This is a genomic window from Halomonas sp. H2, from assembly GCF_050215315.1.
Classification (GTDB): domain Bacteria; phylum Pseudomonadota; class Gammaproteobacteria; order Pseudomonadales; family Halomonadaceae; genus Vreelandella.
In genome coordinates this window covers 1,230,173-1,244,748 of record NZ_CP189760.1, presented here as the reverse complement: position 1 = coordinate 1,244,748, position 14,576 = coordinate 1,230,173, and the positions used below count along the sequence as shown (strand labels likewise).

Below are 14,576 nucleotides of genomic sequence, written 5' to 3'. Positions count from 1 at the left end.
AGCCTTCACGACTGGCTTAAACGGCGCTTAAACAGCTCACGAAAGACCGGATAAATATCGCTCGCCTCTACAATCTGCCGCATCGCAAAGCGTTCTGAGAACTCATCGACCACACTTTCATACTCATGCCACAGCGATTGATGATCGTGAGGCGTGATTTCAACGTAAGCGTAATACTGCAGTTGCGGCATTAGGTGTTTGATTAGTAAGTCGCGACAAATATTCGAGTCATCGTCCCAATTATCACCATCGGAAGCCTGGGCCACATATAGATTCCATTGGCCAACGGGGTAGCGTTTTTCGATGATTTTATTTACCAGGTTCAGCGCACTGGAAACAATCGTGCCGCCGGTTTCCCGTGAGTAGAAGAACTCCTCCTCATTGACTTCCCGGGCCGCCGTATGGTGACGCACAAATACCAGTTCAACTTTCTCGTAGTGCTTCTCCAGGAATAGATAGAGCAGCAGAAAAAAGCGCTTGGCGATATCTTTGTGGTTTTGCGTCATCGAACCGGAAACATCCATAACACAAAACATTACCGCTTGGTTTGAGGGCTGGGGCTGGGCACTGAGCTGGTGGTAACGCAGATCGTAGGTATCGATAAACGGCACACCCGCGATGCGCTTCTCCAGTCGGTCGATCTCGGCCTTCAATTCGACAACCCGCGCGGGATTACGCAGAACCGGGTCTTTACGCTCCTCGGCTTCCAGGGCTTCTTGAGCCTCTTTTAATGCGCGCTTAATCGGCGCGCGCAGGGCAATACGCCGGGCATAGGCCTCACGCATCGAGCGGGTAATGCTAATTCGCGAAGGAACACCATCGCGGGAGAGCCCCGCCCGCACCATTTTAACCTCTTCCAGCGACTTCAGTGGCTTGCGCTGCAAATGGGGCAGCTCTAGGCCGTCAAACACGAACTCCAGAAACTCTTCACGGCTAAGCGTAAAGGCGAACTCATCAACGCCTTCGCCTTGATTAGAGGCGCCCCCCTCGCCTGACCCACTGCCGCCCTGACCGCTAGGTCGGCGGATTTTATCACCCGCGACAAACTCCTTATTACCTGGAGATACAACGTTTCGCGCCCCGCCCGGGCCGTGTTGAAATACCGGCTCAGAGATATCTTTTGCCGGAATAGAAATCTTCTCCCCCCGCTCCATATCGGTAATCGAGCGGCGGTTAACAGCCTCCTCCACCGAGCGCTTGATATGCTTGCGATAGCGCTCTAAAAAGCGCTGACGGTTTACCGCGCTCTTATGTTTAGCGTTAGGCCTGCGATCAATAAAGTAGGTCATACGACCTCCAGAGCTCTTGTCTTAAACGCGAGCCGCTACTGAGACTTGCGCACGCGCAGGTACCATTCGGAGAGTAGTCGAACCTGCTTCTCGGTGTAGCCGCGATCGACCATCCGCGCCACAAAGTCTTCGTGCTTCTTCTGGTCCGACCGGGAGGCTTTGGCATTGAATGAAATAACCGGCAGTAGCTCTTCGGTATTGGCGAACATTTTGTGCTCGATAACGCCTTTGAGTTTTTCGTAGGACTGCCAGCTCGGGTTCATGCCGTTATTTTGCGCCCGCGCTCGCAGCACAAAGTTGACCACTTCGTGGCGGAAGTCTTTGGGGTTTGAAATGCCCGCCGGCTTTTCGATTTTCTCCAGCTCTTCGTTCAGCGATTGACGGTTGAGCAACTCGCCGGTTTCGTGATCCCGATACTCCTGATCCTGAATCCAGAAATCAGCATAGGTTACGTAGCGGTCAAAAATATTTTGACCATACTCACTATAGGATTCGAGATAAGCGGTCTGAATCTCTTTACCAATAAAGTCCACATAGCGGGGCGCCATAAACTCTTTGATAAAGCCCAGGTAGCGTTCAAACACTTCAGACGGCAGCTGTTCGCGCTCCAACGCCTGCTCCAGCACGTAAAGTAAGTGCACCGGATTGGCGGCCACCTCGGTGCTGTCGAAGTTGAAGACCTTGGAAAGAATCTTAAACGCAAAGCGGGTAGACAGCCCCTGCATACCTTCATCCACGCCTGCGGTGTCGCGATACTCTTGGATCGACTTGGCACGTGGGTCGGTATCTTTTAGGTTTTCACCGTCGTAAACGCGCATTTTGGAGTAGACGTTAGAATTTTCCGGTACCTTTAGCCGCGAAAGTACCGAGAATTGCGCCAACATGCGCATAGTATCCGGCGCGCAGGGCGCCGCATTAAGCGAGGAATCCTCAAGCAGTTTCTGATAGATTTTAACCTCTTCAGACACGCGCAGGCAGTAAGGCACTTTGACGATATAGACCCGATCAAGAAAGGCTTCGTTATTGCGGTTGTTACGAAACGCCTGCCACTCCGACTCGTTTGAGTGGGCCAGAATCACGCCATCAAAGGGAATGCCCCCCATCCCTTCAGTGGGATTGTAGTTGCCCTCCTGGGTCGCAGTGAGCAGCGGGTGCAGCACCTTGATCGGCGCTTTGAACATCTCCACAAACTCCATCAACCCTTGGTTGGCGCGACATAAACCACCGGAAAAGCTGTAGGCGTCCGGGTCATCCTGGGAGTAGAGCTCCAACTGGCGAATATCAACTTTACCCACCAGCGAAGAGATATCCTGGTTGTTCTCATCCCCTGGCTCGGTTTTCGAAATAGCGATTTGATTAAGCCGTGAAGGATACAAACGCACCACCCGGAACTGGGAGATATCGCCGCCGTACTCTTTTAGCCGTTTTGCCGCCCAGGGCGACATCACGCTGCGTAAATAACGCTGGGGAATACCGTACTCTTTCTCCAGCAGTTCGCCATCCTCTTCAGGGGAGAATAGGCCCAGCGGCGACTCGTAAACCGGAGAACCCTTAATGGCATAAAATGGAATGCGCTCCATCAGCAGCTTGAGTCGCTCAGCCAACGACGATTTACCGCCGCCCACCGGGCCAAGCAAGTAGAGAATCTGTTTACGCTCTTCAAGCCCCTGGGCAGCATGGCGGAAGTAGGCCACGATTTGCTCAATGGCCTCTTCCATACCGTGAAATTCAGCAAAAGCGGGATAACGGCGGATCACTTTATTGGAAAAAATACGTGATAGACGCGGGTCTTTCGCCGTGTCGATCACTTCAGGCTCGCCTATGGCTTCCAGCATGCGCTCAGCGGCGCTGGCATAAACCTTCGGATCACGGCGACAAAGCGCCAAGTACTCCTCAAGGCTTATGTCCTCTTGCTGAACGCGGGAAAAACGGTCTTGAACGTGATCAAAGATGCTCATGAAACTCTCCTGTGGCTCATCCCCAGGCAGTCACCGCCAAGCCAAGTGTTTCGCAACGGCGCGCCAAGTGAGGTGTCGCTTTTTTAGCGTAGTCAGCATTAGCAAAAAATGATGACTAAAACCTTCAACGCAGCAGCGATATAAGTTAAGAGATTTTTTCAGGCGATTAGTTGCGTCAACGAAGAAACATAGACACCTGCGCAGCGTTAAAGCGTCACGCCGCCGCTAGGGAGCAGCGGCGTGAGCGTGAGTTGCCAAATAGTGGCCGTGAGAAGAGTCCTACGGAGCGTGTTTAACGCGCGAGTACTGAGCGAATATCGGCTAATAACTCATCTAACAATTCAACGGTAGTATTCCAAGCACACACAAAACGTGCGCCGCCGGCACCAATAAAGGTATAGAACGTCCAACCTTTGGCTTTTAACGCTTCAATGGCGGAGGGCGGTAATTCAACGAACACGCTGTTGGCCTGAGTGGGAAACATCAACGACACGCCTGGCAGCGCCTGCAAACCTTCCGATAAATACTGCGCCATGGCGTTGGCATGCTGTGCGTTGGCTAACCAGGCACCGCTTTCTAACAAGCCTAGCCATGGGGCTGAGACAAAACGCATTTTTGAGGCCAATTGGCCCGCCTGCTTACAGCGGTAGGAAAAATCTTCGGCCAGCTCCCGGTTAAAAAACAGAATCGCCTCTCCAAACGCTAGGCCGTTTTTGGTACCCGAAAAACACAGCGCATCCACCCCCACTTGCCAGGTTAACTCAGCCGGTGAAGCGTTTAGGCTGGCACAGGCATTGGCAAAGCGTGCGCCGTCCATATGTAGGCGCAGGTCATGTTTGTCGGCAATGGCGCGAATTGCCATGAGTTCTTCGCGAGAGTATAGGGTGCCGACTTCAGTGGCTTGTGTGAGCGAGACGACTTTGGGCTTGGGGTAGTGAATATCGCTGCGTTTAGTCACCAACGCCTCAATGCCTTCCGGTGTTAACTTGCCATTGGCGCCCGGAGAGGTAAGTAGCTTGGCGCCGTTAGAGAAAAACTCCGGACCACCGCACTCGTCGGTTTCAATATGCGCTAGCTCATGACAAATAACGCTGTGGTAACTACGCCCCATCGCCGAAAGCGCCAGCGAGTTGGCGGCGGTGCCGTTGAAAACAAAGAAGACATCGCAGTCGTAGTCGAACATCTCGCGGAAGCGGTCAGCCGCACGGGCAGTCCAGAGATCGTTACCGTAGGCCAGGTCATCGCTGCGATTGGCTTCAAGCAGATATTCCATCGCCTCCGGGCAGATACCGGAGGTGTTATCACTGGCTAAAAAACGCGGGCTACACTCCGAGGTCATGACGACAGTCCTTTTATTTGGCGATCGAACGGCGCGAGCTGGGTGCCACTCGCGCCTTTAATATCTAGCTATACTTAATAGCTAGATTAGTCATTTAGTCTATCGACATTTATGGGCTAACGTCACCCGCGCTTTTAAGCACTTACTTATCAATCTGTCCTTGTGCTCTTTTTACAAACTCGCCGCCAATCGAGTGCCTTGCTCAATTGCGCGTTTGGCATCCAACTCACTAGCTTCATCGGCGCCGCCAATAACATGTACCGCCGTTCCCATACGCTCTAACGGCGCCAGTAGATCACCCACTGACTCCTGCCCGGCGCACACGACAATGCTATCAACGGCGAGTACTTGATCGTCGCCGTCGCGGCGAATGTGCAGCCCCTCGTCGTCGATTTTGAGGTATTCGCAGCCAGTGAGGGTTTTCACTCCCCGCTGCTTAAGCGATGCGCGGTGAACCCAACCGGTGGTTTTACCCAGATACTTTCCGGGTTTGGAGGTTTTACGCTGGAGCATGACAATCTCGCGGGGAACCACCGGCGGCGTCGGCGCTTTTAGACCGCCCCGTTCGCCTACGGCTAAATCAACGCCCCATTCGTCGCACCAATTAGCGATATCTAATACTGGGTGTCCTTGGTGGGCCAGCAATTCAGACACATCAAAACCAATGCCTCCCGCACCAATGACAGCTACTTTACGGCCAACTCGTTCAGGGGATTCAATTGCTTCGGCGTAGCTCAATACTTTGCGATGGTCGTGACCCGGTAGGCTTAGCTCGCGGGGCTGAACGCCAGTGGCCATCACCACCTCATCGAAATCGGCAAGCGCTGCTGCAGTGGCGGTGGTATTCAAGCGCACCTCTACCGCATATTTCTCAAGCATTACCCGGTAGTAGCGCAGGGTTTCGTTAAACTCCTCTTTACCGGGAATCTTACGCGCGTAGTTAAACTGCCCGCCTAGCTCACTGCGCTGCTCGAATAAAACTACGCTATGTCCACGGCTAGCAGCTGTCACAGCCGTTGCCAGCCCCGCCGGTCCGCCACCCACAACGGCGACCCGTTTGTTCGTTTGCGCAGGCTCTATTACCAGCTCGGTTTCATGACAGGCACGAGGATTAACCAAGCAGGAGGTCAGCTTGCCGGCAAAGGTATGATCCAAGCAGGCTTGGTTACAGGCGATACAGGTATTGATCTCTTTTGCCAGGCCCTCCTCGGCTTTGCGCACCCAAGCGGGGTCGGCCAGGAAAGGCCGCGCCATGGAGACCATATCAGCGTGCCCTGCTGCTAGCACGCGCTCGGCAACCTCAGGCATATTGATGCGGTTAGTGGTGATCAACGGAATCGACAGCGCCGACTTGATGCGCTTAGTCACTTCGGTAAAGGCGGCGCGGGGCACGCTGGTGACAATGGTCGGCACCCGCGCTTCGTGCCAACCGATGCCGGTATTGATCACATTAGCCCCGGCAGCTTCAATCGCTTGGCCCAGCGTAACGACTTCTTCCCAGGTGCTGCCCTCTTCGACTAAATCAATCATCGAAAGACGGAAGATAATCACAAAACGCTCGCCCACCGCCGCGCGGACCCGACGGACGATCTCGACAGCAAAGCGCATACGGCTCTCAAACGCCCCGCCCCACTCATCGTCACGCTGATTGGTACGCTGGCAGATGAACTGATTGATCAGATAGCCTTCTGAACCCATGATCTCAACACCATCATACCCCGCCTGTTGAGCAAGTTTGGCACAGCGAACATAGTCGGCAATTTGCTGCTCAACCTCATCGCTAGCGAGTGCCCGAGGCATAAAGGGGTTGATCGGCGCCTGAATAGCCGAAGGTGCTACCAAGTCCGGCGAGTAGGCGTAGCGCCCAGCATGGAGAATCTGCATGCACAGATGACCGCCCTCAGCATGCACCGCGTTTACCACTTGGCGGTGTTCGGGCAGCTGCGCCTCATCCACCAGCGCATGAGCGCCCTGAAAGACGGCGCCTTCCGCATTGGGGGCAATACCACCCGTGACGATCAGGCTAACCCCCGCCTGCGCCCGCTCAGCATAAAAGGCTGCTAGGCGCTCAAAACCATTGGGTGCCTCTTCCAAATTGGTATGCATTGAGCCCATTAAAATGCGGTTGGGCAGCGTTAAATGGCCAATAGTCAGCGGGCGGAACAGATGCGGGTAGACGGGCGCAGGGGTCATCAAATTTCTCCTTGATATTATTAGCAGCAATCTTAAAACGAATTCAAACAAGCGTATGACATCCTGAGCAGCACGTATAGTCCCTCGATACTTGGGCCGCCCCCTTGCCCAACCTGCAAATCCACGGCACATTACCCGGCTAACGATAAGGAACCGTTGCTATGCCCTTGATGTATTTTTTGCCGCCGCTCGCCACTGTGCTTATCTGGTCGGGCAATATGACCATTAACCAGCTTAGCGTAGGCGCCATCGCGCCAAGCAGTATCGCTTTTCTACGCTGGCTGCTCGCCCTGGCGGTGATGACCCCGTTTGTGCTGCCCGCAGTTTTACGCCATCGCGACGAAATCCGTCGCCAATGGCCTAAGCTGGCACTGCTTGGGCTACTCGGCATGGGCTTATGGCAAGGGCTGGCCTATGTGGCGGCAGAAACCACGACCGCTACCAACATGGGCATTCTCGCCGCCATGGTGCCGTTACTAACCGTGCTGCTTAGCGCGCTGATTCTACGCGAGCCGCCGACTCTGGGCGGCATTTTAGGCGGCGTGCTGGCCTTCGTGGGGGTTACCGTTCTACTCGGGCGCGGTAATCCGCTCTCGCTGCTGCAGCTAGAGGTCGCCCTGGGGGATGCGCTGATGGTGGTGGCGGCTACCTGCTACGCGCTATATGGGGTAATGCTCAAACGCTGGTCGATGAACCTACCGCCCTGGGTGATGCTTTATGCCCAGGTCTGTTTCGCGGTGCTGTTCTTATTACCACCTTATTTGATGGGGCCAATGACGCCTATTGATGGCCAAAATATCGGGCTGATTGTCTACGCAGGCATCCCTGCCTCGATCATTACCACCTTTTTGTGGATGCGCGCTGTGCGTCAGATCGGTGCCAATCAGTCGAGTATTTTCATCAACCTAATGCCGCTATTTAGCGCCTTGATTGCGATGGCCCTATTGGGGGAGCAAGTGTCGAGATTCCACTTTACCGGTGGGCTGCTGATTCTAGCCGGGGTCATTATGGCGCAAACGCTGACACGCCCGTTAGCACGCAGTTTAACCTCGGATAAGCCGAGCAATGCTCGATAATGCTAGAATAACCGTCGATTTCTAACGCTGGGAAGCCCTGATATGTCCCTGGAAGAACTGCATCTTAATCTACGCAACCTAACGAGCGATGACTACGATCAGCTCAAGACATTGATGGACGCTGTCTATCATGACATCGGCGGTGCCTGGCCGAAGCCTACGATCGACAAATTAATTCAGGCGTTTCCTGACGGCCAAATCGTCATTGAGAATGACGGCATTTTAGTAGGCGTGGCGCTTACCGTGCAGGTAGATTACGACGAGTTTTCCAACCCGCATAAATATGACGACTTGATCGGCCACCGCGAGATCATCCTGAACGATAAGGATGGCGACGCCATGTACGGCCTAGATGTGCTGATTCACCCAGACTACCGTGGGTATCGTTTGGGGCGTCGTCTCTATGAAGCGCGTAAAGAGCTGTGCCGCTCGATGAACTTGCGGGCAATTCTGGCCGGCGGGCGCATTCCTGAATATCACCAGCATGCCAATGAGCTCACGCCCGCTCAGTACATTGATAAAGTCTCGCGTAAAGAGATCTATGACCCGATTCTGTCTTTCCAGCAGGCCAACGACTTTCAGGTAAAGCGCCTGCTGCGTAAATACCTGCCGGAAGATGAGCAATCGCGCGGCTACGCCACCCTGTTAGAGTGGAATAATATTCTGTTTGAGCCCGCCGCCAGCGTGCTCGACAACCGCCCCACCCAGGTGCGCATAGGTGCGGTACAGTGGCAAATGCGCGAGTTCTCCTCAGTGGAAGCCGCCCTCCAGCAGATCGAATACTTTGTCGATGCACTCTCCGACTACCAGAGCGACTTTGCGGTATTTCCAGAGCTGTTCAACGCGCCGCTGATGGGACTACAGGATCGCGCTGCCCAGCAGGACCAAATGGGCGCGATTCGCTTTTTGGCCGGTTTCACCGAGCGCTTTAAAGCTGAACTTTCACGCATGGCGGTCTCCTACAACATTAATATTGTCGGTGGCTCAATGATTGAAGTGGGTGACGACGACCGGCTCTACAACATCGCCTACCTGTTCCACCGCGACGGTACCGTTGAGCGCCAGGCCAAGCTGCACATTACGCCTCAAGAGCGCCGCGACTGGGTGATTGAGGGCGGCGACGAGCTTCAGGTATTCGATACCGACGCTGGCCGCGTGGGCATCCTGATCTGCTACGACGTGGAGTTCCCGGAACTGGGCCGCCTGCTGGCCGACCAGGATATGGATGTACTGTTTGTGCCCTTCTGGACCGATACCAAAAACGGCTACCTGCGCGTACGTCACTGCGCCCAGGCGCGGGCGATTGAAAACGAGTGCTACGTGGTGCTCTGCGGCAGCGTCGGCAACCTGCCTTCGATTGAAAACCTGGATATCCAGTACGCCCAATCAGCGGTGTTCTCGCCGTCTGACTTCGCCTTCCCCCACGATGCGGTGCTGGCGGAAACGACACCCAATACCGAGATGATATTCTTCTCCGATTTGGATCTAACCCGCCTAACAGTAGTGCGTGCCGAAGGTTCAGTGACTAATCTTAAAGACCGCCGTAAGGACCTATTTGATCTACGCTGGCGTGACTGGTCGTGGAAGTCGGGTGCTAATCTGGAGGAGTGAGTCGTGAATCGTGAATCGTGAGTCGTGAGTCGTGAGTCGTGAGTCGTGAGTCGTGAGTCGTGAGTCGTGAGTCGTGAGTCGTGAGAAGAATCATCAACGCCATTCATAGATACAACAACGCCGCCTAATTGGGCGGCGTTGATATTTCTAAAAGTGCTTTAAAAAACTTAATCCGGCCAGACGAGGTGCGCTGGGACGCGACCTTTGGCATCGAACAGAATGCCCTCATCGCGTAACTTGCGGTGCTGGTGCTCGGCGCCACCGTGATCGGCAAGCTTCAACGACGATGCAATTACGCGATGCCAAGGCAACTGGTGGCCATCCGGCAGGTGGCGCATCGCCGACCCCACCATGCGCGGCGTGGCACCTTCGGTCATGGCGGCAATGCGGCCATAGGTCGTCACCCGGCCCGGCGGAATCTGATCGACAATAGTATAGATCTGTTCGAGTAATTCCGGCCGAGCCATGTGATTATCCTTTTATTTCTTGAGAGCGCTTCTGATTGTGCTTAAAGCCCCTCAACCAATTGATCGATCGCCTGGAAAGCTTCTTTGATCGCAGCTTCTCGCTGCTGCTCACCCAAATTCAGGCCCTCAGCATAGACCACATCAACATCTTTAATTCCCATCAGCCCCAGCATGGCTTTCAGATGAGGCGTTTGGCTGTCAAATTCAGTGCCTGCGTACTGACCACCGCGCGCTGCCAGAATAATCGCTCGCTTGCCTTCCACCAACCCTTGAGGGCCGTTTTCGGTATAACGGAACGTTTCGCCAGCGCGTAGCACGCGGTCAAACCACGCCTTCAACTGTGAAGGAATACCCAGGTTATACATAGGCACCGCAATAACCAACACCTCATTGGCACGCAGCTCAGCTAACAGCTCTTCCGAGCGCGCGGCTAACGCCTGCTGCTCAGCGGTACGCTCTGCGGTCGCCACTTGCCAAGCACCTAGTTCGCTAATATCCAGGTGGGGCAATGCATTCTTGACGACATCACGCTGGGTGACCGCGATATCGTTGCGGGCGTTAACCTGCTCGATAAAGCGATTCGCCAGCGCATTAGATTGGCCGTTCTCAGCCAGAATAGAAGAGGTAATCACCAGGGCACGCGAGGTCATTGAAAGCTCCAAAGTCGTATAGGGGAAGGATTGGCAGCTATTCTACGGCGCTTTTCAATAAGCAAAAGCGCAACGTTTTCCAACTTGTATTCGATTAAATCGAATTATGCGACAGCCAATAAAAAGCCCCGCGACGCAAAAATGCGTCGCGGGGCGAAACCAGTGTATTAAATGGCTGGAGCACGTTTACCGCAAATCGTTTACTTGTCTCAATGACTTGGGCTCAATTACTTCTTGGGCCAAGCCTTTGGGTCAACCTTGTTAACCAATTTAGGGAAGCGGCTAGGATCAAACACTGGCTCTTTGCCCGCTTTCAACTGCGCTTCGTAGTCGCGGAAGAGCGCGAAAGCCACCGGCGACAGCATTAGAATAGCGACCAGGTTAATAACCGCCATCATCCCCATAGTGAGGTCAGCAAAGTTCCAGATCGCCCCTAGGCTGGCCACCGAGCCGACCATAATCATCGCCAGCACCGCCAAACGGTAAATCAGTACCGCTACAGGCGCGCGGCGCCCGGCCAGGTACTCAATGTTGGACTCACCGTAGGAGTAGTTGGCAATCACCGAGGTAAACGCAAACAGCAGAATCGCCACCGCGATAAACATGCCACCCCAGTCGCCCACATGGCTAGACAACGCCATTTGGGTTAACTGAATGCCGTTATTCTCATCGCCAGCCATCAACTCCGGCCCAGCCATAATGATGATGGCCGCCGTGGCCGTGCAGATCACCAACGTATCTAGAAACACCCCAAGCATCTGAATAAAGCCCTGGGCAGCAGGATGATCTGGCCGCGTTGAGGCAGTGGCTGCCGCATTGGGCGCCGAGCCCATACCCGCTTCGTTGGAAAATAGCCCGCGCTGAATGCCGTTCATGATGGCCTGGGAAACCGCATAGCCCACCGCGCCACCGGCCGCCTGCTCAAAGCCAAATGCACTGCGCACAATGGTCATGATCGCTGCAGGCAAATCACTGATATTTAAACCCACAACCACCAGCGCCAGTACCAAGTAGAGTAGCGCCATAAGCGGTACAACCAACTCAGCCACCTTGGCAATCGACTTCAAGCCGCCAAAGATAATCGGTGCGACAACGGCCATCAAGACTAATCCCATGACCCAGCTGGGAATGGCAAATGCCTGTTCCATGGCCTGGGCGATAGAGTTGGCCTGAACGCTGTTAAACGCTAACCCAAAGGCGATAATCAAGCAGATAGAGAATAAAACGGCCAGCCAACGCAGCCCCAGCCCACGCTCAATATAACGCGCCGGGCCGCCGCGGAAGGTGTTGTCGCCGTGGTCGGTTTTATACGCCTGGGCCAGGGTCGACTCCACAAAGCTGGTCGCCATCCCCACCATTGCCGTCATCCACATCCAGAAAATGGCCCCAGGGCCACCAAAATAAATAGCCACCGCGACACCCGCCAGATTACCGGTGCCTACCCGGGCCGCCAGACTTGTTGAAAGCGCTTGAAACGAAGAAATTCCGCCATTTGATTGGCGAGAGCTACGCAACAGCTTAAACATATGGCCGAAATAGCGCAGCTGAATACCGCGGGTCATCACCGTGAAATAGAGACCTGCACCAATCAGCAGGTAAATCAGTACGCTGCCCCAGAGCAAGCCATTACCGCGATCCACCAGCGACGTGAGCAACGGAGGTAGAGTAAAGTCCATGAAAAACACGCCTTTTCAAATAATGAGGGCACATCATTCTTCACGATTGTACAAAAATGGCAAGAAAATTGGCGAAAATACGTTAAAGCAGCAATAACCACTTACCCTATCGAATCGCAAAGCCACTGCCACACTAATACGGCTTCGTCACTAACATGGCGTCGGCTAGGACGTACCAGCCAGAAGCGTTCATCGCTGGGCACACTAAGCTCAAAAGGCGCCACCAGATCGGTGCGCTGTTCCATTAACCGGCGGTGGGTGAGCGCGACTCCTCCGCCCTGGCTAGCCAGGGCCAGCGTCATCACTTGATTATCGCAGGTAAGCGACCAGCACTGCGCTTCCAGATGGGCAACCCCCGCCTCCTGCAGCCACCCTGGCCACCCCACACCAAATCCCACTGCGTGCAGCAGCGTATGCCCCGCCAGATCGAGCGGCGCGGTTAGCGTTTTAGCCAAGGCTTGCGAGCAAACAGGCAGCAGTTGCTCCTCGCCTAGCGGCCACATTTCAACGCCGGCCCACTCCCCTTTGCCATAGCGAATCTCGATATCCGCCCCTTCGGGGCCAAAGTCATCGGGCCAGATAGCGCTCACCAGGCGAATCGCTACCTGGGGGTGAACGCGATGGAAAGCAATTAAACGCGGCACCAGCCAAGACTGCTGAATCGCAGGCGTGGCACGCAGCGTCACCGGCTGCTCTGCCGTACTGCCGAACACTTCCAAGGTGCCTTCGCTAATGCGCACGAAGGCATCATGAATACTCGGCAGCCACGCCTGCCCGGCAGGTGTTAGCGTTAAGCTGCGTGCATGGCGCACAAACAGCTTCTGCCCCACACGGTCTTCCAGCAAGCGAACGCGCTGACTAATCGCTGCCTGAGTGACGCCCAACTCATTTCCCGCGGCGGTAAAACTCAACGTGCGCGCTGCAGATTCAAAGGCTTGTAGCCATAGCAATGGCGGCAACTGGCTCATGAAAAAGATACCTATAAGTAAAATGACACCTTAGGGGTCAGATTAATCGTTTGTCACTGCTGCTGCCACTCCGCATCCTAGGTAGCACTTACGCACACCCTTTAAAGCAAAGCCCTCACACTCATACTTCTGGGGCACTGCCGCTAAGGGAGTTACCTGGAGTTATCATGAATAGCGCTTTACAAACCTCACTAACGACCCCCCATTCCCCTGAAATGGGTGAATTAACGCCTTATCAATCAGGCCCGGCACTCGCTCAAACGACGCTGACTCACAAGGGCGTGGCGCTGGCGTGGCACGACGGCGAGCAAACCACCCTACCCCTGCTCTGGCTACGCGACCACTGCGCCTGCCCGGCCTGCCGACATCCGCAAACCCGTGAACGGCTCTACCTGCCGCTTGAAGCCATCACCGAACCACCCAGTGTGGCGCTACTGGATGGGCACTTACACCTTAACTGGCAGGATGGCCATATCAGTGCCTTTCATAGCGGCTGGCTTTACCAGCGCCGCCCGGAAGCCAAGCAGGTGTCTGCCGTGCCCAACATCCGGCCATGGGTCGATAATTTCACCCCGGTGCGTATCCGTCATAGCGATTTTCTTACGCCGCAAGGCGAGCAAGCCTGGCTCACCGCGATGCTGCGTGACGGCCTGGCGCTGATTACCGATGGCCCCTTGGTAGAAGAGGAAGTAAGCCGCTTGGCTGAACGTATTGGCCCCCTACGCGCCACCAACTTTGGCGCCCGTTTTGATGTGCGCTCCAAGCCCAACCCCAATAACGCGGCCTATACCGCCGTAGGCTTACCGCTGCATATCGATCTGCCCAACTGGCGCCAACCGCCGGATATCCAGTTGCTCTACTGCCTGCAAAACGGCGCCAGCGGCGGCGAGTCGCTGTTTGCCGATGGTGCGCGCGTGGTCGAGGCCCTACGCCAGCAAGCCCCAGCGGCGCTGACGATTCTCAGCGAAACACCCATCGACTTTCGCTTTCAGGATGAAACCCACGATATTTCCATGCGGGCACCAGTGATCACCCTGGATAGCACAGGCAGTCTGGTCGAAATGCGCTTAAACAACTGGATTCGCGATGCCCTTCACCTGCCGGTAGAGCAGATGGATGCCTGGTACAGCGCCTACGCCTTACTCTGGAAGCTGTTTCACAGCGAAGCGCACCAAATTGAGTTCACGCTCCGCCCCGGCCAGATGGTCGCCTTTGATAACCGCCGGGTACTGCACGGGCGGCGCGAGTTTGATCCCAACAGCGGCGCACGCCATTTACAGGGCACCTATTTAGACCGCGACATGCTGGCCTCACGCCTTCGGGTGCTAGCCCGCAACGAGTAACGCGAC

At 55.0% G+C, this 14,576-nt stretch carries 11 protein-coding genes; 3 read left to right on the top strand and 8 right to left on the bottom strand.

Going from position 1 to position 14,576, the window contains the following annotated elements:
- Window positions 1-5: 5 nt before the first annotated feature.
- From ACQE2I_RS05675 to ACQE2I_RS05660, 4 genes are all read right to left on the bottom strand, one after another.
- Window positions 6-1,289, bottom strand: a complete 1,284-nt coding sequence (locus ACQE2I_RS05675; protein WP_427030486.1) for a YeaH/YhbH family protein — start codon at window positions 1,287-1,289, stop codon at window positions 6-8.
- Between the two features lie 35 nt (window positions 1,290-1,324).
- A complete protein-coding gene (locus tag ACQE2I_RS05670) occupies window positions 1,325-3,247 on the bottom strand; it encodes a PrkA family serine protein kinase (protein ID WP_427030485.1) in 1,923 nt (640 codons plus the stop codon).
- Window positions 3,248-3,539: 292 nt separating this feature from the next.
- On the bottom strand, window positions 3,540-4,586 hold the full coding sequence (locus ACQE2I_RS05665) for a threonine aldolase family protein (RefSeq protein ID WP_427030484.1): 1,047 nt from the start codon (window positions 4,584-4,586) through the stop codon (window positions 3,540-3,542).
- Window positions 4,587-4,757: 171 nt separating this feature from the next.
- Window positions 4,758-6,779, bottom strand: coding sequence for an FAD-dependent oxidoreductase (locus ACQE2I_RS05660; RefSeq protein ID WP_427030483.1), 2,022 nt, complete (start codon window positions 6,777-6,779; stop codon window positions 4,758-4,760).
- A 161-nt stretch (window positions 6,780-6,940) separates the two neighbouring features.
- On the opposite strand from ACQE2I_RS05660, the gene ACQE2I_RS05655 reads away from it, so the two are divergent.
- Window positions 6,941-7,855, top strand: a complete 915-nt coding sequence (locus tag ACQE2I_RS05655; RefSeq protein ID WP_427030482.1) for a DMT family transporter — start codon at window positions 6,941-6,943, stop codon at window positions 7,853-7,855.
- Window positions 7,856-7,897: 42 nt separating this feature from the next.
- Entirely contained in the window at window positions 7,898-9,466 is a 1,569-nt protein-coding gene (locus tag ACQE2I_RS05650) for a GNAT family N-acetyltransferase (protein WP_427030481.1), read from the top strand.
- 167 nt (window positions 9,467-9,633) lie between these two features.
- Here the strand turns inward: ACQE2I_RS05650 and ACQE2I_RS05645 are convergent, their stop codons facing one another.
- The 4 genes from ACQE2I_RS05645 to ACQE2I_RS05630 form a co-directional block, all read right to left on the bottom strand.
- Window positions 9,634-9,933, bottom strand: coding sequence for an MGMT family protein (locus ACQE2I_RS05645; RefSeq protein WP_427030480.1), 300 nt, complete (start codon window positions 9,931-9,933; stop codon window positions 9,634-9,636).
- A gap of 41 nt (window positions 9,934-9,974) precedes the next feature.
- Window positions 9,975-10,583, bottom strand: a complete 609-nt coding sequence (locus ACQE2I_RS05640; protein WP_427030479.1) for an FMN-dependent NADH-azoreductase — start codon at window positions 10,581-10,583, stop codon at window positions 9,975-9,977.
- Between the two features lie 227 nt (window positions 10,584-10,810).
- Window positions 10,811-12,259 carry an alanine/glycine:cation symporter family protein gene (locus ACQE2I_RS05635; protein ID WP_427030478.1) on the bottom strand — a complete coding sequence of 483 codons (1,449 nt, stop codon included), beginning with the start codon at window positions 12,257-12,259 and terminating at the stop codon, window positions 10,811-10,813.
- A gap of 101 nt (window positions 12,260-12,360) precedes the next feature.
- Window positions 12,361-13,227, bottom strand: a complete 867-nt coding sequence (locus ACQE2I_RS05630) for a LysR substrate-binding domain-containing protein (RefSeq protein ID WP_427030477.1) — start codon at window positions 13,225-13,227, stop codon at window positions 12,361-12,363.
- A 167-nt stretch (window positions 13,228-13,394) separates the two neighbouring features.
- Between ACQE2I_RS05630 and ACQE2I_RS05625 the strand changes: the two genes are divergently transcribed.
- The gene (locus ACQE2I_RS05625; RefSeq protein WP_427030476.1) at window positions 13,395-14,570 is read left to right on the top strand and encodes a TauD/TfdA family dioxygenase; all 1,176 of its coding nucleotides are present in this window, start codon (window positions 13,395-13,397) and stop codon (window positions 14,568-14,570) included.
- Window positions 14,571-14,576: the final 6 nt, after the last annotated feature.

Coding starts and splice junctions, on each gene's coding strand:
- ACQE2I_RS05645 (WP_427030480.1), bottom strand. CDS start 9,933: ATGGCTCGGCCGGAATTACTCGAACAGATCTATACTATTGTCGATCAG.
- ACQE2I_RS05630 (WP_427030477.1), bottom strand. CDS start 13,227: ATGAGCCAGTTGCCGCCATTGCTATGGCTACAAGCCTTTGAATCTGCA.
- ACQE2I_RS05660 (WP_427030483.1), bottom strand. CDS start 6,779: ATGACCCCTGCGCCCGTCTACCCGCATCTGTTCCGCCCGCTGACTATT.
- ACQE2I_RS05650 (WP_427030481.1), top strand. CDS start 7,898: ATGTCCCTGGAAGAACTGCATCTTAATCTACGCAACCTAACGAGCGAT.
- ACQE2I_RS05635 (WP_427030478.1), bottom strand. CDS start 12,259: ATGGACTTTACTCTACCTCCGTTGCTCACGTCGCTGGTGGATCGCGGT.
- ACQE2I_RS05665 (WP_427030484.1), bottom strand. CDS start 4,586: ATGACCTCGGAGTGTAGCCCGCGTTTTTTAGCCAGTGATAACACCTCC.
- ACQE2I_RS05655 (WP_427030482.1), top strand. CDS start 6,941: ATGCCCTTGATGTATTTTTTGCCGCCGCTCGCCACTGTGCTTATCTGG.
- ACQE2I_RS05640 (WP_427030479.1), bottom strand. CDS start 10,583: ATGACCTCGCGTGCCCTGGTGATTACCTCTTCTATTCTGGCTGAGAAC.
- ACQE2I_RS05675 (WP_427030486.1), bottom strand. CDS start 1,289: ATGACCTACTTTATTGATCGCAGGCCTAACGCTAAACATAAGAGCGCG.
- ACQE2I_RS05625 (WP_427030476.1), top strand. CDS start 13,395: ATGAATAGCGCTTTACAAACCTCACTAACGACCCCCCATTCCCCTGAA.
- ACQE2I_RS05670 (WP_427030485.1), bottom strand. CDS start 3,247: ATGAGCATCTTTGATCACGTTCAAGACCGTTTTTCCCGCGTTCAGCAA.